The sequence below is a fragment of the Citrobacter tructae genome (assembly GCF_004684345.1).
In the GTDB taxonomy this organism is placed as follows: Bacteria; Pseudomonadota; Gammaproteobacteria; order Enterobacterales; family Enterobacteriaceae; genus Citrobacter; species Citrobacter tructae.
The window spans coordinates 4,213,677-4,235,170 of sequence record NZ_CP038469.1; the positions used below are offsets into that span (position 1 = coordinate 4,213,677).

Below are 21,494 nucleotides of genomic sequence, written 5' to 3' on the forward strand. Positions count from 1 at the left end.
AACTGTCGAGTGGAATAGCCATGTGTAGAAGATTCTACCATGAGTCTGCAGATTTCGAACACTGGCAGTCTGAGTGTTAATCGGTATAGATGGATTAACATCTGGATGGCTATTTTAGGACAGTTCTCCGCCTGATTTCCAGCTTTTTTTGATTGAGGTCGCATTGCACTGCAAATGTAACTGGAAATTTTTCCTGACGGTGCTGGCAATGTGCGCATTTATCTTTTGCTTTTTGACAGTCTTATCGGTATAAAACGCGGCGCGCGGCTCATACAAAAAGCACACGACGTTTTCATCGTGTCGCCACTTCCAGCCGGGTTAACACTTTAGCTTTGGCTTGTGGGTTCGTTCCGTGTGGAGCGACCGTGGAGGTGATACGAGATAATGAACCGTTGTATTCTGCTGAATCTGCCACACCGTTCTGGTGTACATATGTCCCCCGCAATCTGCATCTTGCATACCTGCCGATGTTATACCCATCTCGGCGCTTCTCAGGACTCCAGGGCCGGTAACGGCAATTAAGGACTGAACAAGGGCGCTCTTGGTAAACAAGAGTTTTCTCGTGGTTTCGCCGAACCGTCAGCATTAAGTTCGGTTACGTGTTTACAATGATATGAAAAAGAAACCGGTCGCACAGTCGGAGTGTCAGCACTATCTGCTGGAAAATCTGCCTGTTTATGGGTTGTTATCGCCTCTTCGGATTGCGATAGTAGTCAACTGTTTTACACTTGTTAATAAAATCTGAGGTTCGCTATGTCTGACGACATTTCTATGGGTTCGCCTTCGTCAGCAGGCGGACAGGGTGTACTACGCTCCATGCAGGAGGTTGCAATGAGTTCCCAGGAAGCCAGCAAGATGCTGCGTACATACAATATTGCCTGGTGGGGTAATAACTACTACGACGTCAACGAACTCGGCCACATCAGCGTGTGTCCGGACCCTGACGTCCCGGAAGCACGCGTTGATCTTGCCGAGCTGGTGAAAGCCCGTGAAGCGCAGGGGCAACGTCTGCCTGCGCTGTTCTGCTTCCCGCAGATCCTGCAACACCGTCTGCGCTCGATTAACGCCGCGTTTAAGCGCGCCCGTGAATCTTACGGCTACAAGGGTGATTATTTCCTCGTTTACCCGATCAAGGTCAACCAGCATCGTCGCGTGATTGAATCACTGATCCATTCTGGTGAACCGCTGGGACTGGAAGCGGGTTCTAAGGCGGAACTGATGGCGGTTCTGGCCCATGCGGGTATGACTCGCAGCGTGATTGTCTGTAACGGTTACAAAGACCGTGAATACATTCGCCTGGCGCTGATTGGCGAGAAGATGGGCCACAAGGTCTATCTGGTCATCGAGAAGATGTCTGAAATCGCAATCGTGCTGGATGAAGCCGAACGTCTGAATGTGATCCCGCGTCTGGGCGTGCGTGCGCGTCTGGCATCGCAAGGTTCCGGCAAATGGCAGTCCTCCGGCGGTGAAAAATCTAAATTCGGCCTGGCGGCGAATCAGGTGCTGCAGCTGGTAGAAATTCTACGCGAACGCGGTCGTCTGGACAGTATCCAACTGTTGCACTTCCACCTCGGTTCGCAGATGGCGAACATTCGCGATATTGCTACCGGTGTGCGTGAATCTGCGCGTTTTTACGTTGAGCTGCATAAGTTGGGCGTGAACATCCAGTGTTTCGACGTGGGCGGTGGACTGGGCGTGGACTACGAAGGGACGCGTTCGCAATCTGACTGTTCGGTCAACTACGGTCTGAATGAATACGCCAACAATATTATCTGGGCGATTGGCGATGCCTGTGAAGAACACGGCCTGCCGCATCCGACGGTGATCACCGAATCGGGTCGTGCCGTTACCGCGCATCATACCGTGCTGGTATCTAACATCATTGGCGTTGAGCGTAGCGAACACACAGAAGCAACGCCTCCGGCTGAAGATGCGCCGCGAGCCCTGCAAAACATGTGGGAAACCTGGCAGGAGATGCACGAGCCGGGAACCCGCCGTTCGCTGCGTGAATGGCTGCACGACAGCCAGATGGATCTGCATGATGTTCACATTGGCTATTCATCCGGAACCTTCAGCCTGCAGGAACGTGCGTGGGCGGAGCAACTCTATCTGAACATGTGTCATGAAGTGCAGAAACAGCTCGACCCGAGCAATCGCGCGCACCGTCCGATAATCGACGAACTGCAGGAGCGTATGGCGGATAAGATTTACGTCAACTTCTCGTTGTTCCAGTCGATGCCAGATGCGTGGGGGATCGATCAGCTGTTCCCGGTAATGCCGTTGGAAGGGCTGAACCAGGCTCCTGAGCGCCGCGCGGTGCTGCTGGATATTACCTGTGACTCTGACGGTGCTATTGACCATTACGTTGACGGGGATGGTATTGCCACCACCATGCCGATGCCGGAATACGATCCTGAGAATCCGCCAATGCTGGGCTTCTTTATGGTCGGCGCATACCAGGAAATCCTTGGTAACATGCATAACCTGTTCGGCGATACCGAAGCGGTCGACGTGTTTGTCTTCCCGGACGGCAGCGTAGAAGTTGAGCTGTCAGACGAAGGGGATACCGTTGCGGACATGCTGCAATACGTGCAGTTGGATCCGAAAACGTTGCTGACCCACTTCCGTGATCAGGTTAAGCAAACCGATCTTGACGATGCGCTGCAGCAGCAGTTCCTCGAAGAGTTTGAAGCGGGACTGTACGGCTATACCTATCTCGAAGACGAGTAAGGTTGTGCGGGGTTGCTTGAACCCGGACAAATTAACGGCGATAATTCGCCCATAGAAGTAGTCACGTAAATCAATCCCTTCCTCGTCGGGCTTAACGACGCGGAGGGGATTTTTTTTCACCGATTTTATAAGAGGTCAGTACATGAGCACCTTAGGTCATCAATACGACAACTCCCTGGTTTCTAACGCCTTTGGTTTTTTGCGTCTGCCAATGAATTTCATGCCATACGACAGCGACGCCGATTGGGTGATTACCGGCGTACCTTTTGATATGGCAACGTCCGGCCGCGCGGGTGGCCGCCATGGCCCGGCAGCGATCCGTCAAGTGTCTACCAACCTGGCTTGGGAGCATAACCGTTTCCCGTGGAACTTCGACATGCGTGAACGCCTGAACGTTGTGGACTGCGGCGATCTGGTTTATGCATTTGGCGATGCCCGTGAAATGAGCGAAAAACTGCAGGCGCATGCTGAAAAGCTGCTTTCTGCTGGCAAGCGCATGCTCTCCTTCGGTGGCGACCACTTCGTCACGCTGCCGCTACTGCGCGCGCACGCTAAGCACTTTGGTAAAATGGCGCTGGTGCATTTTGATGCCCATACCGATACCTACGCCAACGGCTGCGAATTCGATCACGGCACCATGTTCTATACCGCACCGAAAGAAGGTCTGATCGATCCGAACCACTCCGTGCAGATCGGTATTCGTACCGAGTTCGACAAAGACAACGGCTTTACCGTGTTGGATGCCTGCCAGGTGAACGATCGCGGCGTTGACGACATCATTGCGCAGGTTAAGCAGATTGTCGGTGATATGCCTGTGTATCTGACCTTTGATATCGACTGCCTGGACCCGGCATTTGCTCCGGGTACCGGTACGCCGGTGATCGGCGGTCTGACATCGGATCGTGCGATCAAACTGGTGCGTGGCCTGAAGGATCTGAACATCGTCGGGATGGACGTCGTTGAAGTGGCTCCTGCCTACGATCAGTCCGAAATCACCGCGCTGGCGGCGGCTACGCTGGCTCTGGAAATGCTTTACATCCAGGCGGCGAAAAAAGGCGAGTAACCGGTATCGGACTATTTTGCTCGCCATTTTGAACCCGGGCAGTGCTCGCCATCCTCACGTACTACGTGTACGCTCCGGTGGCTGTACGCTGTCCGTGTCCAAACTGGCTTCGCCAATAACGTCCGATATCATCGTGGAATAGGGCTAAAACTATTTAATCCCGTCCGCGCTCATGCGATCGCGAATATGCTGGGCGCGTTCGGCAGATGCCGGGTGATCGTCAAACATTGAGCTTTGACGACCGGCTTCCAGTTTCGCCAGTTTCTCGAAGCTGGTGGCTAAGCCTGCCGGATTGATCCCGCGTTTGCGCAACAAATCATATGAGTAATCATCCGCTTCGGATTCTTGGCGCTGGGAGAACTGTGAGTTCACCAGTTTTTCGCCAAGATCGCCCAATTGCGACTGCGACAGGCTGCCGACAATGCCGCCAGCGGAAGCTGCTGCTGCACGCACGGCGTTGGTCCCCAACGCAACCTGCATGCCTTTCTTCACGTGACCCAGCGCAACGTGACCCATTTCGTGACCAATGACCGCCTCAACTTCGTTATCGGTCATCATATCCATCAGGCCGCTGTAAACACGGATGCAGCCATTCGCCATCGCAAAGGCGTTGACGTCTTTCGCCACGTAGACTTTGTAATTCACTGGCTGGCCGTTGATGTTATCGCCAAGCGCTGCGGCGATTTTACCGAGACGTGTCGCATATTCGCTGCCAGCCGGGGCAATGGTCGCTTTGCTGTCCATATCCTGACAGGCTTGATTGCTCAGCGCGATGACCTGAGCATCGCTCAGGCTGTAGGCCTGGAAAGCGCCCGCGCCAGATGAAAGTAGTCCGTTGGAGTCTATATTCTGGCAGCCGGTCAGTGCCGTTGCCATGCTCATAGCAAGCAGTAAAGCGCGAATTTTCATTTTTTCTCTTCCGCACGAAGTCAGGATTTTTCTAAAAAATACATCGTTTGCAGGTAAAACGACGCTCGACCTAAGTATAAAGAAAAGAACAACAAGCGGGCGAGAAGATTGCGCAACATGCGCGCATGATCCAGAGATTTCTGAAGCGGTAAAAGGATGCTCCATGTACATGGCACGCGGCTTGGGTTACATTGTTGGCACTTTTTTCCGGCGTAGCCCAAAACGCGCTGTCGTCAAGTCGTTTAGGGCGTGGCCTTCATTATCCGATCTGGAGTCAAAATGTCCTCACGTAAAGAGCTTGCCAATGCTATTCGTGCGCTGAGCATGGATGCAGTACAGAAAGCCAAATCCGGTCACCCGGGTGCCCCGATGGGTATGGCTGACATTGCCGAAGTCCTGTGGCGTGATTTCCTGAACCACAACCCGAACAACCCGTCCTGGGCTGACCGTGACCGCTTTGTGCTGTCCAACGGTCACGGTTCTATGCTGATTTATAGCTTGCTGCACCTCACCGGCTACGACTTGCCGATGTCTGAGCTGCAGAACTTCCGTCAGCTGCACTCCAAAACTCCGGGTCACCCGGAAGTGGGTTATACCGCGGGTGTGGAGACCACTACCGGTCCGTTGGGGCAGGGTATTGCTAACGCGGTTGGTATGGCTATCGCTGAAAAAACGCTGGCGGCGCAGTTTAACCGTCCAGGCCATGACATTGTTGACCACTTCACCTACGCCTTTATGGGCGACGGCTGCATGATGGAAGGTATCTCTCACGAGGTATGTTCTCTGGCTGGTACGCTGAAGTTGGGCAAACTGATTGCGTTCTACGATGACAACGGTATTTCTATCGATGGTCACGTTGAAGGTTGGTTCACTGATGACACAGCGAAGCGCTTCGAAGCTTACGGCTGGCATGTAGTGCGTGGCGTAGATGGCCACGATGCTGACGCGATTAAGCGCGCAGTAGAAGAAGCCCGCGCAGTGACCGACAAACCGTCCCTGCTGATGTGCAAAACCATCATCGGTTTCGGTTCCCCGAACAAAGCTGGTACCCACGACTCTCACGGTGCACCGCTGGGCGATGCAGAGATCGCACTGACCCGCGAACAGCTGGGCTGGAAATACGCGCCGTTCGAAATCCCGTCGGAAATTTACGCGCAGTGGGATGCGAAAGAAGCAGGTCAGGTTAAAGAAGCCGCGTGGAACGAGAAGTTCGCCGCTTATGCGAAAGCCTTCCCGCAGGAAGCCGCTGAATTCACCCGTCGTATGAAAGGTGAAATGCCGTCTGATTTCGACGCAAAAGCGAACGAATTCATTGCTAAGCTGCAAGCGAACCCGTCCAAAATCGCCAGCCGTAAAGCATCCCAGAACGCCATTGAAGCGTTTGGTCCTTTGCTGCCGGAATTCCTCGGCGGTTCCGCTGACCTCGCGCCATCTAACCTGACTATCTGGTCTGGTTCTAAAGCCATTAACGAAGACGCTGCCGGTAACTACATCCATTACGGTGTACGTGAATTCGGTATGACCGCTATTGCTAACGGTATCTCGCTGCACGGTGGTTTCCTGCCGTACACCTCTACCTTCCTGATGTTCGTCGAATATGCCCGTAACGCGGTGCGTATGGCTGCGCTGATGAAACAGCGTCAGGTCATGGTCTATACCCATGACTCCATCGGTCTGGGCGAAGATGGTCCGACTCACCAGCCGGTTGAGCAGGTGGCTTCTCTGCGCGTGACCCCGAACATGAGCACATGGCGTCCATGTGACCAGGTTGAATCTGCAGTAGCGTGGAAATACGGCGTTGAGCGTCAGGACGGTCCTACCGCGCTGATCCTCTCCCGTCAGAACCTGGCACAGCAGGAGCGTACCGAAGAGCAACTGGCAAACATCGCGCGCGGTGGTTACGTGCTGAAAGATTGCGCCGGTCAGCCGGAGCTGATCTTCATCGCCACCGGTTCTGAAGTTGAACTGGCTGTAGCTGCATGGGACAAACTGACAGCGGAAGGCGTTAAAGCACGCGTTGTCTCCATGCCGTCTACCGACGCATTCGACAAGCAGGATGCCGCTTACCGTGAATCCGTGCTGCCGAAAGCTGTTTCTGCTCGTGTCGCTATCGAAGCAGGTATCGCGGACTACTGGTTCAAATACGTGGGCCTGAACGGCGCTATCGTTGGCATGACCTCCTTCGGTGAGTCTGCACCGGCTGAGTTGCTGTTTGAAGAGTTCGGTTTCACCGTAGACAACGTGGTCGCGAAAGCAAAAGAACTGCTGTAATTACGATTACAACGGTAAAACGGGTCGCTCAGGCGGCCCGTTTTGTATAAGAGGCTTATTTATTTTCATCTTTGCAATTGATTAATGTAGATCTCAGTCACAAATTCAGTATTTATGAATTTTCCGTTATTGTGATACCTGGCACATAATTGGCGTTGCTTTTATTATTTCATTTCGTAATTCATTGTTTCTAAACGGATGAAAAAAACTCACCTCTTACAGCCCACATTTTTGACCTGGATTGATTTCGTTTTGCCGCGCGAGTATTTTATTTTTAACGATAACCCGTACCCTAAAAATAAAATAAGGAATATTTATGCGGTTGATTGATTACTTTCCCGAATCATCTATCTCAATAAAAAATTCAGCAAAGAACTGGCAGGAGGCAATTGATTTTTCTATGTCATCCTTACTCGCTAATCATTATGTCAATTCAGATTATATTCAGGCTATCAAAGACTCAACGATTAACAATGGGCCTTATTATATTCTGGCTCCAGGTGTGGCAATGCCTCATGCCCGCCCGGAATGTGGAGCGTTAAAAACAGGAATGTCATTAACATTACTCAAACAGGAAGTTCAGTTCGCTGTTGATGATGAGCCGGTGAAATTGTTAATTGGTTTATCTGCGGCAAATGCCGATTCACATATTGGCGCTATTCAGGCATTAAGTGAACTGTTATGTGAAGAGGAAATGCTGTCCGCACTGTTAACTGCTAAATCAGAAAAACAACTTGCGGATATTATTGCTAGCGCATAATTCACACTCCTCTTTCAGGATAATATTATGGAAAACAAGTCTGCTCGAGCAAAGGTCCAGGCTTTTGGTGGGTTTTTGACGGCCATGGTCATTCCCAACATCGGCGCTTTTATTGCATGGGGATTTATAACTGCATTGTTTATTCCTACTGGTTGGATGCCGAATGAGCATTTCGCCAAAATTGTCGGTCCGATGATTACCTATTTATTGCCCGTAATGATTGGCTCCACCGGGGGACATCTGGTGGGAGGTAAGCGTGGGGCAGTTATGGGAGGGATTGGTTCTATTGGCGTTATTGTCGGTGCCGATATCCCCATGTTCCTTGGTGCCATGGTTATGGGGCCACTCGGTGGATGGGTGATTAAGCATATAGACCGTCTGCTTGAAAAACGTATCCCCGCCGGTTTTGAGATGGTTATTAATAACTTCTCTCTGGGTATCGCGGGAATGTTGTTATGTCTGCTGGGATTTGAAGTTATCGGTCCGGCAGTGCTCATTGCCAACAACTTTGTGAAAGAGTGCATAGAATCGCTGGTTCATGCGGGTTACCTGCCGTTGTTATCGGTGATTAATGAGCCTGCAAAAATTCTCTTTCTGAATAACGCTATTGATCAGGGCGTCTATTACCCGCTGGGAATGCAGCAGGCGTCTGAAACGGGAAAATCTATTTTCTTTATGGTGGCATCTAACCCCGGTCCGGGATTGGGTTTGTTACTCGGTTTTGCCATCTTTGGAAAGGGAATGAGCAAGAAGTCAGCGCCGGGAGCCATGATCATCCACTTCCTTGGCGGTATTCATGAACTGTATTTCCCTTATGTGTTGATGAAACCGTTAACTCTGATTGGCATGATTGCTGGTGGGATGACCGGTACATGGGTATTCCATCTTTTAGACGGCGGGCTTGTGGCTGGACCGAGTCCAGGATCGATATTCGCTTATCTGGCATTGACGCCAAAAGGTTCTTTCCTGGCAACTATTGCGGGTGTCACTGCGGGTACGCTTGTCACCTTTGTCATTACTGCCGTCATACTGAAAATGGAAAAGAACGTCGAAACAGAACGTGAAGATGAATTCTCTGAGTCAGCCAGAACCGTAAAGGCGATGAAGCAGGAAGGACAATTCGCTTATAAAAATATTAAACGTGTCGCTTTTGTGTGTGACGCGGGAATGGGTTCCAGTGCGATGGGGGCTACCACGTTTCGTAAACGTCTGGAAAAAGCCGGGTATGCTATTAATGTGACGCATTATGCTATCGAAAATGTTCCACAGGATGCAGATATTATCGTCACCCATGCCAGCCTTGAAGGCCGTGTTAAGCGAGTGAGTGCAAAACCTTTAATATTAATTAAGAATTATATCGGTGACCCATTGTTGGACGACTTATTTAAGAAAATCACTGCTTAGCATTGTTCAATTTTTGGAGTAAATATGAAAACGAAAGTAGCTGCTATATATGGCAAGCAGGACGTCCGCATCCGCGAATTCGAATTGCCTGAAATTACAGATAACGAACTGTTAGTGAGTGTTATATCCGATAGTGTGTGCTTGTCTACCTGGAAAGCAGCAGCGTTAGGAAGTGAACATAAACGGGTACCAGACGATCTGGAAAATCATCCAGTAATAACCGGGCACGAATGTGCCGGAATTATTATCGAAGTTGGAAAAAACTTGGCCGATAAATACCAAAAAGGCCAGCGCTTTGTTTTGCAGCCCGCCATGGGATTGCCAAGTGGATATTCAGCTGGCTACAGCTACGAATTTTTTGGCGGTAACGCGACTTATATGATTATCCCGGAGGTTGCGGTTAATCTGGGGTGTGTTTTACCGTATCACGGTTCCTATTTTGCTGCTGCGTCACTGGCGGAGCCGATGTGCTGCATTATTGGTGCGTATAACGCGAATTACCATACGACACCGTATGTTTATGAACACAGGATGGGGGTTAAACCCGGTGGCAACATCGCACTCTTAGCATGCGCAGGTCCCATGGGTATTGGTGCGATTGATTATGCCATTAACGGTGGGCTCCAGCCGTCACGCGTGGTGGTGGTTGATATTGACGAAGCTCGTCTGACGCAGGCTAAAAAGCTGTTGCCGGTTGAGCTGGCGGCACAGAAAGGAATTGAACTCATCTATGTGAATACCATGGGGATGAAAGATCCTGCTACCGAGCTGCGGGCATTAACAAATGATGTCGGATTCGACGACGTTTTTGTTTATGCCGCCGTTCCTGCAGTGATTGAAATGGCTGACGATCTGCTGGCAGAAGATGGTTGCCTGAACTTCTTTGCCGGTCCGACGGATAGCAATTTTAAAGTACCGTTCAATTTTTACAACGTGCACTACAACAGTACGCATGTAGTAGGGACATCCGGAGGTTCAACAGATGATATGAAAGAGGCCATTGCGTTAAGCGCGACGGGGCAGCTTCAGCCTTCGTTTATGGTGACTCATATTGGCGGACTTGACGCGGTACCGGAGACTGTTCTGAATCTGCCAAATATTCCGGGCGGTAAGAAGCTTATCTATAACGGCGTGACGATGCCGCTGACGGCGATTAGCGATTTTGCCGAAAAAGGGAAAACCGATCCGCTGTTCAGAGAGCTTGCGCGTCTGGTTGAAGAGACTCACGGTATCTGGAACGAAAAAGCGGAGAGATATCTGCTGGCACAATTCGGTGTTGATACCGGGGAGGCCGCGGCATGATGTCTCTGGCATGGCCGCTATTTCGCATTACGGAACAGGCTGCGCTGGCAGCCTGGCCGCAAACCGGGTGCGGTGATAAGAACAAAATCGACGGACTGGCTGTCGCGGCGATGCGAATAGCCTTAAATGAAATTTCCATTCGTGGGCGGATCGTCATCGGCGAGGGGGAGATCGATCACGCACCGATGCTGTGGATTGGTGAGGAAGTCGGGAAGGGGGCTGGACCGGAGGTGGACATCGCAGTCGATCCTATTGAAGGCACCCGAATGGTGGCAATGGGGCAAAGTAATGCGCTGGCAGTGATGGCTTTTGCGCCTCGGGGTAGCCTGTTGCATGCTCCCGATATGTATATGAAAAAATTGGTTGTGAACCGGTCTGCCACAGGGGCGATTAACTTGGCGTTACCGCTGGCAGATAACCTACGCAATGTGGCGCAGGCGCTGGGCAAACCGCTGGAACGATTGCGTATGGTCACGCTGGATAAACCTCGAATGCATAAGGCGATTACGGAGGCGACACAGCTAGGCGTCAAGGTGTTTGCGCTTTCGGATGGCGATGTGGCGGCCAGTGTTCTGACTTGTGTGCAAAACAATACCTATGACCTGATGTATACCATTGGTGGTGCGCCGGAAGGCGTTATCTCAGCCTGCGCGGTAAAAGCGTTGGGAGGGGATATGCAGGCAGAACTGATCGATTTTTGTGAGGCAAAAGGTGACACCACTGAAAACCATCTGGTCGCAACGCGGGAGCGTGAACGCTGCGCTGAGATGGGGGTTGAGGTGAATCGTGTCTACTCGCTCGACGAGTTGGTGGGAGGAAATGACATCCTCTTCAGTGCGACGGGCGTTACGGGTGGCGATCTTGTTAATGGCATCCAACAGGTTACGAATGGTGTGCGTACGCAAACTTTACTGATCGGCGGCGCAGATCGAACGTGTAATATAATAGACTCTCTGCATTCATGGTGATTGATCGGATAACGAATGACGACGCTGACAGAAGACGATGTGCTTGAGCAACTGGATGCTCAAAATAACTTACTTGCGTTTATGACGACGGCACATAACATTTTGCTGCTGGGCATTAAACGCTTTCTGCCGTCGCTGTTTGTCGATAACGATGAAGAGATCGTGGAATATGCAGTGAAGCCGTTACTCGCACAGAGTGGTCCGCTTGATGATATCGATGTTGCGCTACGTCTGATTTATGCGTTGGGGAAAATGGATAAATGGCTGTATGCCGATATCACCCATTTTTCCCAGTTTTATCAGTACGTAAATGAACAGGAGACGATCCCCGGTTTCGCCGATGATATTACCTGGGATTTTATCAGCAACGTGAACAGCATTACACGTAATGCCACCCTATATGGCGCGCTGGAATCAATGAAATTTGCTGATTTTACCACGTGGTCTGAGGTGCGTTTTACGGCAATGGTCAAGACGGCGTTAACGCTGGCGATAACGACAATTTTAAAGGAATTAACGCCGTGAAAATCGGGCTAATGGTCAATGGGCTTCATGTTGAAGCGCATTATGATGATGATGAAGTCGAGAACGTTCACAAACCCTTGTTACAACGGCTGGCGAGATTACACTCCACTAACCCGCAACGCCGAACGATTGTTTTTCTTAGCGCACCACCCGGTACAGGGAAATCCACTCTCACCACTTTCTGGGAACATCTCACCCGTCAGGATCCTGCGCTACCGGAGATCCAGACGCTGCCGATGGATGGCTTCCATCATTACAATGCCTGGCTGGATGCCCATAACCTACGGGCATATAAAGGCGCACCGGAAACGTTTGATGTCGATAAACTGGCGCAAAATCTGCGGCGGGTGAAAGAGGGCGAAAGCACCTGGCCACAGTACGACCGGCAAAAACATGACCCAGTTGAAGATGCTGTTGTGGTAACCGCACCGATCGTGATTGTGGAAGGCAACTGGTTATTACGAGATGACGACGGATGGCGAGGATTAGCGGAGTTCTGCGACTTTTCGCTGTTTATTCGCGCCCCGGCTGATGCCCTGCGTGCACGGCTGGTGGGGCGTAAACTGGCTGGCGGGCTTTCACAAGCTGACGCTGAGGCATTTTATGAACGCACCGACGGACCGAATGTTCGCCGGGTACTGGAAGGTAGCCTGCCAGCGGATCTCATGCTGGAGATGACGGTCGAGGGTGAGTATCGGCTTGTGTGAAGGTAAAATTATTCCAGTTATGCCGCGATGATTATTACGGCTTACTGGAATAATTGTCCCTCGTCTTAGCTAGGGAAATGTGACGTAAGTCAGATAATGGTGTTCTGTTGCTGGACAATCATTCCTTTTATTCCTTGTTTCGCTTATTCTAGCTGAAGCGTTTCAGTCGATTAAATGTTCGACAATTAATCAATTAGTCGCAGTTTGCGACAGGTAAGGTTTCCCTGAGCGATTTGCTGCATTACTCTGTCAGCCACATCGTTTCTGAGAAATTCTTGCAGGAGACCTATGACCGTACGCGTAGCGATTAATGGTTTCGGTCGCATCGGGCGCAACGTGGTTCGTGCTTTGTATGAATCCGGGCGTCGGGCGGAAATCACCGTGGTGGCTATCAACGAACTGGCGAGTGCTGAGGGCATGGCGCATTTGTTGAAATATGACACCAGCCATGGGCGTTTTGCCTGGGATGTTCGTCAGGAACGTGACCAGCTCATTGTTGGCGACGACGCGATTCGCATTCTGCATGAGCGAACACTCGATGCGCTTCCGTGGCGCGAACTGGGTGTTGACGTCGTGCTGGATTGTACGGGGGTCTTCGGTAGCCGCGAACACGGCGAAGCGCATATTGCCGCTGGTGCAAAAAAAGTGCTCTTTTCACATCCTGGTAGTCACGACATCGACGCAACCGTTGTGTTTGGCGTTAATCAGGATCAGCTGCGCGCTGAACACCGGATCGTTTCCAACGCCTCCTGTACCACGAATTGCATAATTCCCGTTATTAAATTGTTGGATGATGCGTACGGCATCGAGTCCGGTACAGTTACGACAATCCACTCCGCGATGCACGATCAGCAGGTTATTGATGCCTATCATCCCGACCTGCGTCGTACGCGAGCGGCCAGTCAGTCGATTATTCCCGTTGATACCAAATTGGCAGCGGGAATCACTCGAATTTTCCCGCAATTTAACGATCGTTTTGAAGCGATTGCGGTGCGTGTGCCGACCATAAATGTGACGGCGATCGACTTAAGCGTGACGGTGAAAAAACCAGTAAAAGCTTGTGAAGTCAACCAGTTGCTGCAAAAAGCAGCACAAGGTGCATTTCATGGTATAGTTGACTATACGGAATTACCGTTGGTCTCTGTAGATTTTAACCACGACCCGCACAGCGCCATCGTCGATGGTACGCAAACGCGCGTGAGTGGCGCACACCTGATCAAAACATTGGTCTGGTGCGATAATGAATGGGGCTTTGCTAACCGCATGCTCGACACAACGTTAGCGATGGCTGCTATTGGTTTCAGGTAAGGCGCGTGAGCGCTTGCAAAACTTTAAGAATCAACGAGAGGATTCACCATGTCTGTAATTAAGATGACCGATCTGGATCTTGCTGGTAAACGTGTTTTTATCCGTGCGGATCTGAACGTACCAGTTAAAGAAGGGAAAGTAACCAGCGACGCGCGTATCCGTGCTTCTCTGCCGACCATCGAACTGGCCCTGAAGCAGGGTGCAAAAGTGATGGTAACTTCCCACCTGGGTCGTCCTACCGAAGGCGAGTACAACGAAGAATTCTCTCTGCTGCCGGTTGTTAACTACCTGAAAGACAAACTGTCTAACCCGGTTCGTCTGGTAAAAGACTACCTGGACGGCGTTGAAGTTGCTGCCGGTGAACTGGTGGTTCTGGAAAACGTTCGCTTTAACAAAGGCGAGAAGAAAGACGACGAAGCGCTGTCCAAAAAATACGCTGCACTGTGCGACGTGTTCGTTATGGATGCTTTCGGTACGGCTCACCGTGCGCAGGCTTCTACCCACGGTATCGCTAAATTCGCTGACGTAGCTTGCGCCGGTCCGCTGCTGGCCGCTGAGCTGGACGCACTGGGTAAAGCCCTGAAAGAACCTGCTCGCCCGATGGTTGCTATCGTTGGTGGTTCTAAAGTCTCTACCAAACTGACCGTTCTGGACTCCCTGTCTAAAATCGCTGACCAGCTGATCGTGGGCGGCGGTATCGCTAACACCTTCGTTGCCGCTCAAGGCCACAACGTCGGTAAATCCCTGTACGAAGCAGACCTGGTTGACGAAGCCAAGCGCCTGCTGACTATCTGCGACATTCCGGTACCGGCTGACGTTCGCGTGGCAACTGAGTTCTCTGAAACTGCACCTGCAACGCTGAAATCCGTTAACGACGTGAAAGAAGACGAGCAGATCCTGGATATCGGTGACGCATCTGCACAGCAGCTGGCTGACATCCTGAAGAATGCAAAAACTATTCTGTGGAATGGCCCGGTTGGTGTGTTCGAATTCCCGAACTTCCGCAAAGGTACTGAAATTGTGGCTAATGCCATCGCAGACAGCGAAGCATTCTCTATCGCTGGCGGCGGCGACACTCTGGCGGCTATCGATCTGTTCGGTATCTCCGACAAAATTTCCTACATCTCCACTGGTGGTGGCGCGTTCCTCGAATTCGTGGAAGGTAAAGTCCTGCCAGCAGTAGCAATGCTCGAAGAGCGTGCTAAAAAGTAAGACACTAATGGGCAGGGTAACCTGCCCAATTTTCAGCGCGCTTTAATGGCACGCCCTCTTTCCAAGGCCGAAGATACAGGACTCGCAACATGTCTAAAATTTTTGATTTCGTAAAACCAGGTGTAATCACTGGTGATGACGTACAGAAAGTTTTCCAGGTAGCTAAAGAAAACAACTTTGCTCTGCCAGCCGTTAACTGCGTCGGTACCGACTCCATTAACGCCGTTCTGGAAACCGCTGCAAAAGTTAAAGCTCCGGTAATCGTCCAGTTCTCCAACGGTGGCGCATCTTTCATCGCGGGTAAAGGCGTGAAGTCTGACGTTCCTCAGGGCGCGGCAATCCTCGGTGCTATCTCTGGTGCGCATCACGTTCATCAGATGGCTGAACACTACGGTGTTCCGGTTATCCTGCACACTGACCACTGCGCGAAGAAACTGCTGCCGTGGATCGACGGTCTGCTGGACGCGGGTGAAAAACACTTCGCAGCAACCGGCAAACCACTGTTCTCTTCTCACATGATCGACCTGTCTGAAGAGTCTCTGGAAGAGAACATCGAAATCTGCTCCAAATACCTGGCGCGCATGTCCAAAATGGGCATGACTCTGGAAATCGAACTGGGTTGCACCGGTGGCGAAGAAGACGGCGTAGACAACAGCCACATGGACGCTTCTGCACTGTACACTCAGCCGGAAGACGTTGATTACGCATTCACTGAGCTGAGCAAAATCAGCCCGCGTTTCACTATCGCTGCTTCCTTCGGTAACGTGCACGGCGTGTACAAACCAGGTAACGTGGTTCTGACCCCGACTATCCTGCGCGATTCTCAGGACTATGTTTCTAAGAAACATAACCTGCCGCACAACAGCCTGAACTTCGTCTTCCACGGCGGTTCCGGTTCTACTGCTCAGGAAATCAAAGACTCCGTAAGCTACGGTGTAGTGAAAATGAACATCGATACCGACACCCAATGGGCGACCTGGGAAGGTGTTCTGAACTATTACAAAGCAAACGAAGCTTACCTGCAGGGTCAGCTGGGCAACCCGAAAGGCGAAGATCAGCCGAACAAGAAATACTACGATCCGCGCGTATGGCTGCGTGCTGGTCAGGCAACTATGATCACTCGTCTGGAACAGGCTTTCAAAGAACTGAACGCGGTTGACGTTCTGTAATTTACGCCGTTCAACGTGACATGAGGCCCGCAAATGCGGGCCTTTTTTATTATTATTTCAATATCCTGACGGCAGAAATTTTGTGATCAATTTGGCAACAATGGTATTTTTTGTTTAACCTTGTCAGATTGCCAGCTCTTCAGGGTCGGCATTATTTCTCCCAATTGGGTAAGCAAAAAAGGATTATTGAATGGAAGATTTGAATGTTGTCGACAGCATAAACGGTGCGGGTACCTGGCTGGTGCGTAACCAGGAACTGCTGTTGAGCTATGCCGTCAATATCGTTGCGGCTATTGCCATTGTCATCGTCGGGATGATTGTGGCGCGCGTTGTGTCCAACACCATTAACCGTGTGATGGTGGCGCGTCAAATTGATGCGACCGTTGCTGATTTCCTCTCTGCTTTGGTGCGCTACGGCATTATTGCCTTTACGTTGATTGCTGCGCTGGGCCGCGTTGGTGTACAGACGGCCTCCGTTATCGCCGTGCTCGGTGCCGCCGGTTTGGCCGTCGGTCTGGCGTTGCAAGGCTCGCTGTCTAACCTTGCCGCTGGTGTCCTGCTGGTCATGTTCCGTCCTTTCCGTGCAGGTGAGTACGTAGACCTTGGTGGCGTGGCCGGAACCGTGCTCAATGTGCAGATATTCTCTACCACCATGCGTACTGTAGACGGCAAGATCGTGGTGATTCCCAACGGTAAAATCATTGCCGGGAACATCATTAACTTCTCTCGTGAACCGGTTCGTCGTAACGAATTCATTATCGGTGTGGCGTACGACTCGGATATCGACCAGGTTAAACAAATCCTTACTGATATCATTCAGTCTGATGAACGTATCCTGAAAGATCGTGAAATGACTGTGCGCCTGAATGAACTGGGTGCTTCATCGATTAATTTCGTGGTGCGCGTCTGGAGCAACAGTGGTGACCTGCAAAATGTCTACTGGGATGTGCTGGAGCGTATTAAGCGTGAGTTCGATGCCAACGGCATCAACTTCCCGCACCCGCAGATGGATGTGAACTTCAAGCGTGTGAAAGAGAACGCGGCAGAATAATAACGCGCCGGGTGGTGGCTAGCCGCCACCCGGCAATATCCCTGTGCCATTAAATTCCCTAATCTGCGATTAAAATTATCAATTTCCGCTAATGATTGTCCTGCGTTATAGTCTGCGCTTAAGAGAGAACGCTCGGGATATTCAACGTGTTATCATATTATTTTCAAGGGCTTGCGCTTGGCGCGGCTATGATACTTCCACTTGGTCCGCAAAATGCCTTCGTGATGAATCAGGGCATTCGTCGCCAGTATCACATCATGATCGCCTTGCTCTGCGCTATTAGCGATTTACTGCTGATCTGCGCGGGGATATTTGGCGGTAGCGCCTTGTTAATGCAGTCGCCGTGGCTGATGGCGCTGGTGACCTGGGGCGGGGTGGCATTTTTACTCTGGTACGGTTTCGGTGCGTTAAAAACGGCGCTGAGCAGCAATCTGGAACTGGCCAGCGCCGAGGTGATGAAGCAGGGGCGCTGGAAAATCATCGCCACCATGCTGGCAGTAACGTGGCTTAACCCGCATGTTTATATTGATACCTTCGTGGTGCTGGGTAGCCTCGGTGGTCAACTGGATGTTGAGCCGAAGCGCTGGTTTGCACTGGGGACCGTTAGCGCATCGTTCCTGTGGTTCTTTGGTTTGGCGCTGCTGGCAGCCTGGCTGGCACCGCGTCTGCGCACTGCCAAAGCACAACGTATCATCAATACGCTGGTGGGATTAGTGATGTGGTTTATTGCTTTTCAACTGGCAAAAGAAGGTGTTGGACATGTTCATGCGCTGTTCAACTAAGCGTTGTCTGATGGACAACAGGCTGAGATCCGCTAAGCTTGCCTGCATGTGCCCTGAGTTTCGGGGTAAATAATGAAACATGGAGGAACGACAGTGAAGTTCAAAATAATGGCCCTGGCGGCATTAGTCGGATTCAGTGCACTTTCGGTACAGGCAAATGAATTGCCGAATGGACCGCACATCGTGACTTCCGGAACAGCAAGCGTAGATGCGACACCTGATATTGCGACGCTGGCAATTGAAGTCAACGTGGCGGCAAAGGATGCTGCCTCTGCGAAGAAACAGGCTGACGAACGCGTAGCGCAATACCTTTCTTTCCTGGAACAAAACCAGATAGCGAAAAAGGATATCAGCTCTGCAAACCTGCGTACGCAGCCGGATTATGATTACCAAAATGGTAAGAGCGTACTTAAAGGCTATCGCGCGGTACGTACCGTTGAAGTCACGCTGCGTCAGCTGGACAAACTCAACGCATTGCTGGATGGTGCGCTGAAAGCAGGTTTGAACGAGATTCGTTCGGTGTCACTGGGCGTGGCACAACCGGATGCCTACAAAGATAAAGCGCGTAAAGCGGCCATTGATGATGCGATTCATCAGGCTGAGCAACTGGCGGCGGGCTTTAACAGCAAGCTCGGCCCGGTTTACAGCGTGCGCTACCACGTTTCGAATTATCAGCCGAGCCCGATGGTACGGATGATGAAAGCTGACGCAGCGCCTGCGGCATCGGCTCAGGAAACCTACGAACAGCCGGTCATTCAGTTTGACGATCAGGTTGATGTGGTCTTCCAGATAGAGCCTGCGGCGGGTCAGCCAGCGGCAGCCCCTGCTAAAACCCAGTAGTTTTTTCAGACCCGGCTTATCAGCCGGGTTTTTTCTGTGAGCAACTGTAAAAATGGGAGCTCGCATCCAGTCTTTTTTTTCACCGTAATGAGGATAGGCCATAGCGATTTTTAAGGGGACGCTATGGATATTTTTATCTCGAAAAAGATGCGTAATTTCATTCTGCTGGCACAAACCAATAACATCGCCAGAGCGGCAGAAAAAATCCACATGACCGCATCGCCCTTCGGTAAAAGCATTGCTGCACTAGAAGATCAAATTGGCTATACGCTGTTTACCCGTAAAGATAACAACATCAGTTTGAATAAAGCTGGGCAGGAGCTGTATCAGAAGCTGTTTCCCGTCTATCAGCGTCTGTCTGCTATTGATAACGAAATCCATAACGCCTCTCGCCGTTCGCGGGAAATCGTTATTGGTATCGACAATACTTATCCGACAATCATTTTTGACCAGTTAATTAGTCTTGGTGATAAGTATGAAGGCGTGACCGCCCAGGCCGTTGAGTTCAGCGAGAACGGGGTCATTGATAATCTGTTTGACCGACAGCTGGATTTTATTATTTCGCCGCAGCATGTCTCTTCGCGCGTGCAGGAGCTGGAAAATTTGGCGGTTAGCGAACTGCCGCCCCTGCGCCTGGGATTTTTAGTCTCAAGGCGTTATGAAGAAAAACAGCCTCAGGATCTGCTGCGAGAACTCCCGTGGCTGCAAATGCGCTTCCAGAACCGCGCCAACTTTGAGGCCATGCTGGACGCTTACATGCGGCCTTGTGGCATCAACCCAACGATTATCTACCGTCCGTACAGCTTTATGGCCAAGATTAGCGCGGTGGAGCGTGGGCAGTTTCTGACGGTGATACCTCATTTCGCCTGGCGACTGGTGAACCCGTCGAAGCTGAAATATTTCGATGCACCCGGTAGCCCGATGTACATGCAGGAATTTCTCTATTCGCTGAAAAATCATCGTTATACCGCCACGATGCTCCAGCACATTGCTGAAGATCGTGACGGTACGGCAAGTTAACCGAGCATCGATCCGGTCTCGAGCAGGTTGCGGTGCAGATCGAACGCGTGGCTGAGATCGTGATGAATATGCCCACCGGGTGCCTGTTTCAGATATTGATGCAGGTAATCGCGGTAGAGCGGGTGCGCACAATTGTTGATGATGGTGTGCGCCCGTTGCAGTGGCGATAACCCGCGCAGATCGGCAATGCCCTGTTCGGTGACGATCACTTTGACGCTGTGTTCGCTGTGATCGACATGGCTGCACATCGGGACAATCGTCGAGATTTTCCCGTCTTTGGCAATCGACGGGGCCATAAAGATAGACAGATAGGCGTTGCGCTCGAAATCCCCGCTACCGCCGATGCCGTTCATCAGGTTTACCCCCGCGACATGCGTGGAGTTGGCATGACCGTAGATATCAAACTCCAGGCCGACATTAAGCGCAATCACCCCAAGGCGGCGGATGATCTCCGGATTATTGGAGATCTCCTGCGGGCGCAGAACAATGCGGCTGGCGAAGAAATCCATATTGGCGTAAATCTTCTGTAGCGAGGCGGCGGAAATCGTCAGGCTGGAGGCGCTGGCACCGGTTATCTTGCCCGTTTCCAGCAGATGCACCACCGACTCCTGCAGCACCTCCGAATACATCATAAAGGGCGGGATATCCGGGTTCTCGCCCAGTCTCGCCATCACCGCGTTATTGATATTGCCAACGCCGCTCTGCAAAGGCAGGAACTCCGGAGGGATGCGCTTGTGCGCCATTTCCTCCAGCAGAAAGCTCACCACGTTATCGGCAATTTTCTGGCAGAGCGGATTGGTTTTATCCGACACACTGCCGGCATCGGGCAGGTTTGTTTCCACCAGTGCGACAATCTTTTTTGGGTCAATCTGTACGCACTGGCTGCCGATGCGATCCATGGTATGAAAAATGGGGACGCTGTTACGGCGCGGTGGCGCGCCAGGTATCACGATGTCGGCCAACTCCGCCACGCGCGGATTGTGATAATGATTCAACTCAATAATGACTTTTTTCGCCCGCAGCAGCCAGGTTGGTGCATTGCCGATCCCGCTGGTAAGCCAGACTCTGCCGTCCGGCGCAATGGCTGAGGCTTCAATAACGGCAACATCAATTTCGCCAAAAAAGCCGTAATTGACCATCTGCGCTACTTCACTGAGATGGAGATCAACAAACCGTACCTGGCCCTGATTAATTTTCTGGCGCAGGCCAGACGAGGTTTGATAAGGCGCTCGCCAGGAAACGGCATCCGCCTCTGAGAGCGCATCATCAGCGGCGGCGCTAATTGATGCCCCGGTCAGCAGACGGATTTGAAAGGGCTGTCCGACCAGATGCAATTCGCTGGCATGTCGGGCAATCGCGGCGGGCAACGCTTTTGGCGAACCCGCAGGCGTAAAACCGCTGAACGCCACCATATCATCATGCTGAATAATTTCTGCCGCCTGTTCGGCGCTCATCCGTTTCATGGCTTTTCCT

The 21,494-nt window shown here is 51.5% G+C and carries 20 protein-coding genes; 18 read left to right on the forward strand and 2 right to left on the reverse strand.

The window, feature by feature from the left end; all coding sequences use genetic code 11:
• Positions 1-384: 384 nt before the first annotated feature.
• The 4 genes from E4Z61_RS24260 (at position 385) to speB (ending at position 3,793) form a co-directional block, all read left to right on the forward strand.
• Positions 385-522, forward strand: a complete 138-nt coding sequence (locus E4Z61_RS24260; protein WP_276608736.1) for a hypothetical protein — start codon at positions 385-387, stop codon at positions 520-522.
• Between the two features lie 91 nt (positions 523-613).
• Complete coding sequence (yqgB, locus tag E4Z61_RS20875) at positions 614-745, forward strand: acid stress response protein YqgB (protein WP_135324377.1); 132 nt, start codon at positions 614-616, stop codon at positions 743-745.
• Between the two features lie 8 nt (positions 746-753).
• Entirely contained in the window at positions 754-2,730 is a 1,977-nt protein-coding gene (gene speA / locus E4Z61_RS20880) for a biosynthetic arginine decarboxylase (protein WP_135324378.1), read from the forward strand.
• 142 nt (positions 2,731-2,872) lie between these two features.
• Positions 2,873-3,793, forward strand: a complete 921-nt coding sequence (gene speB, locus E4Z61_RS20885) for an agmatinase (protein WP_135324379.1) — start codon at positions 2,873-2,875, stop codon at positions 3,791-3,793.
• Between the two features lie 150 nt (positions 3,794-3,943).
• Here speB and loiP read toward each other — a convergent pair whose 3' ends face one another.
• Entirely contained in the window at positions 3,944-4,702 is a 759-nt protein-coding gene (gene loiP / locus E4Z61_RS20890) for a metalloprotease LoiP (RefSeq protein WP_135324380.1), read from the reverse strand.
• A 279-nt stretch (positions 4,703-4,981) separates the two neighbouring features.
• Here loiP and tkt point away from each other — a divergent pair, with 279 nt between their 5' ends.
• From tkt to srsR, 14 genes are all read left to right on the forward strand, one after another.
• Positions 4,982-6,973, forward strand: a complete 1,992-nt coding sequence (gene tkt / locus E4Z61_RS20895) for a transketolase (RefSeq protein WP_135324381.1) — start codon at positions 4,982-4,984, stop codon at positions 6,971-6,973.
• A 316-nt stretch (positions 6,974-7,289) separates the two neighbouring features.
• Positions 7,290-7,733, forward strand: coding sequence for a PTS mannitol transporter subunit IIA (cmtB, locus tag E4Z61_RS20900; protein WP_135324382.1), 444 nt, complete (start codon positions 7,290-7,292; stop codon positions 7,731-7,733).
• Positions 7,734-7,760: 27 nt separating this feature from the next.
• Positions 7,761-9,137 carry a PTS mannitol transporter subunit IIBC gene (locus tag E4Z61_RS20905; protein ID WP_135324383.1) on the forward strand — a complete coding sequence of 459 codons (1,377 nt, stop codon included), beginning with the start codon at positions 7,761-7,763 and terminating at the stop codon, positions 9,135-9,137.
• A gap of 24 nt (positions 9,138-9,161) precedes the next feature.
• Positions 9,162-10,439, forward strand: a complete 1,278-nt coding sequence (locus E4Z61_RS20910; protein ID WP_135324384.1) for a zinc-binding dehydrogenase — start codon at positions 9,162-9,164, stop codon at positions 10,437-10,439.
• Positions 10,436-11,407, forward strand: a complete 972-nt coding sequence (gene glpX, locus E4Z61_RS20915; RefSeq protein ID WP_135324385.1) for a class II fructose-bisphosphatase — start codon at positions 10,436-10,438, stop codon at positions 11,405-11,407. Before E4Z61_RS20910 ends, glpX begins: the two co-directional genes overlap by 4 nt.
• Before the next feature lie 15 nt (positions 11,408-11,422).
• Positions 11,423-11,932, forward strand: coding sequence for an MltR family transcriptional regulator (locus E4Z61_RS20920; protein WP_135324386.1), 510 nt, complete (start codon positions 11,423-11,425; stop codon positions 11,930-11,932).
• Complete coding sequence (locus E4Z61_RS20925) at positions 11,929-12,639, forward strand: nucleoside/nucleotide kinase family protein (protein WP_135324387.1); 711 nt, start codon at positions 11,929-11,931, stop codon at positions 12,637-12,639. Before E4Z61_RS20920 ends, E4Z61_RS20925 begins: the two co-directional genes overlap by 4 nt.
• Before the next feature lie 288 nt (positions 12,640-12,927).
• The gene (epd, locus tag E4Z61_RS20930; RefSeq protein WP_135324388.1) at positions 12,928-13,947 is read left to right on the forward strand and encodes an erythrose-4-phosphate dehydrogenase; all 1,020 of its coding nucleotides are present in this window, start codon (positions 12,928-12,930) and stop codon (positions 13,945-13,947) included.
• Positions 13,948-13,995: 48 nt separating this feature from the next.
• Complete coding sequence (gene pgk / locus E4Z61_RS20935) at positions 13,996-15,159, forward strand: phosphoglycerate kinase (protein WP_135324389.1); 1,164 nt, start codon at positions 13,996-13,998, stop codon at positions 15,157-15,159.
• 89 nt (positions 15,160-15,248) lie between these two features.
• The gene (gene fbaA, locus E4Z61_RS20940; RefSeq protein ID WP_135324390.1) at positions 15,249-16,328 is read left to right on the forward strand and encodes a class II fructose-bisphosphate aldolase; all 1,080 of its coding nucleotides are present in this window, start codon (positions 15,249-15,251) and stop codon (positions 16,326-16,328) included.
• A gap of 190 nt (positions 16,329-16,518) precedes the next feature.
• A complete protein-coding gene (locus tag E4Z61_RS20945; protein ID WP_135324391.1) occupies positions 16,519-17,379 on the forward strand; it encodes a small-conductance mechanosensitive channel MscS in 861 nt (286 codons plus the stop codon).
• 146 nt (positions 17,380-17,525) lie between these two features.
• Positions 17,526-18,161: an arginine exporter ArgO gene (gene argO / locus E4Z61_RS20950; RefSeq protein ID WP_135324392.1), complete on the forward strand. Its 636-nt coding sequence runs from the start codon at positions 17,526-17,528 to the stop codon at positions 18,159-18,161.
• A gap of 93 nt (positions 18,162-18,254) precedes the next feature.
• A complete protein-coding gene (locus E4Z61_RS20955; protein ID WP_135324393.1) occupies positions 18,255-19,001 on the forward strand; it encodes an oxidative stress defense protein in 747 nt (248 codons plus the stop codon).
• Between the two features lie 123 nt (positions 19,002-19,124).
• Entirely contained in the window at positions 19,125-20,021 is an 897-nt protein-coding gene (gene srsR / locus E4Z61_RS20960) for a LysR family transcriptional regulator SrsR (RefSeq protein ID WP_135324394.1), read from the forward strand.
• Here srsR and E4Z61_RS20965 read toward each other — a convergent pair.
• Positions 20,018-21,484, reverse strand: coding sequence for an acetyl-CoA hydrolase/transferase family protein (locus tag E4Z61_RS20965; RefSeq protein WP_135324395.1), 1,467 nt, complete (start codon positions 21,482-21,484; stop codon positions 20,018-20,020). The two genes, srsR and E4Z61_RS20965, sit on opposite strands and share 4 nt — an antisense overlap.
• Positions 21,485-21,494: the final 10 nt, after the last annotated feature.

What these genes read in the sequence shown, in the direction of transcription:
- speB (WP_135324379.1), top strand. Translation starts at nt 2,873, where the DNA reads ATGAGCACCTTAGGTCATCAATACGACAACTCCCTGGTTTCTAACGCC.
- srsR (WP_135324394.1), top strand. Translation starts at nt 19,125, where the DNA reads ATGGATATTTTTATCTCGAAAAAGATGCGTAATTTCATTCTGCTGGCA.
- fbaA (WP_135324390.1), top strand. Translation starts at nt 15,249, where the DNA reads ATGTCTAAAATTTTTGATTTCGTAAAACCAGGTGTAATCACTGGTGAT.
- E4Z61_RS20945 (WP_135324391.1), top strand. Translation starts at nt 16,519, where the DNA reads ATGGAAGATTTGAATGTTGTCGACAGCATAAACGGTGCGGGTACCTGG.
- yqgB (WP_135324377.1), top strand. Translation starts at nt 614, where the DNA reads ATGAAAAAGAAACCGGTCGCACAGTCGGAGTGTCAGCACTATCTGCTG.
- speA (WP_135324378.1), top strand. Translation starts at nt 754, where the DNA reads ATGTCTGACGACATTTCTATGGGTTCGCCTTCGTCAGCAGGCGGACAG.
- glpX (WP_135324385.1), top strand. Translation starts at nt 10,436, where the DNA reads ATGATGTCTCTGGCATGGCCGCTATTTCGCATTACGGAACAGGCTGCG.
- E4Z61_RS20965 (WP_135324395.1), bottom strand. Translation starts at nt 21,484, where the DNA reads ATGAAACGGATGAGCGCCGAACAGGCGGCAGAAATTATTCAGCATGAT.
- E4Z61_RS20905 (WP_135324383.1), top strand. Translation starts at nt 7,761, where the DNA reads ATGGAAAACAAGTCTGCTCGAGCAAAGGTCCAGGCTTTTGGTGGGTTT.
- E4Z61_RS20920 (WP_135324386.1), top strand. Translation starts at nt 11,423, where the DNA reads ATGACGACGCTGACAGAAGACGATGTGCTTGAGCAACTGGATGCTCAA.
- tkt (WP_135324381.1), top strand. Translation starts at nt 4,982, where the DNA reads ATGTCCTCACGTAAAGAGCTTGCCAATGCTATTCGTGCGCTGAGCATG.
- epd (WP_135324388.1), top strand. Translation starts at nt 12,928, where the DNA reads ATGACCGTACGCGTAGCGATTAATGGTTTCGGTCGCATCGGGCGCAAC.
- E4Z61_RS20910 (WP_135324384.1), top strand. Translation starts at nt 9,162, where the DNA reads ATGAAAACGAAAGTAGCTGCTATATATGGCAAGCAGGACGTCCGCATC.
- cmtB (WP_135324382.1), top strand. Translation starts at nt 7,290, where the DNA reads ATGCGGTTGATTGATTACTTTCCCGAATCATCTATCTCAATAAAAAAT.
- E4Z61_RS24260 (WP_276608736.1), top strand. Translation starts at nt 385, where the DNA reads ATGAACCGTTGTATTCTGCTGAATCTGCCACACCGTTCTGGTGTACAT.
- pgk (WP_135324389.1), top strand. Translation starts at nt 13,996, where the DNA reads ATGTCTGTAATTAAGATGACCGATCTGGATCTTGCTGGTAAACGTGTT.
- loiP (WP_135324380.1), bottom strand. Translation starts at nt 4,702, where the DNA reads ATGAAAATTCGCGCTTTACTGCTTGCTATGAGCATGGCAACGGCACTG.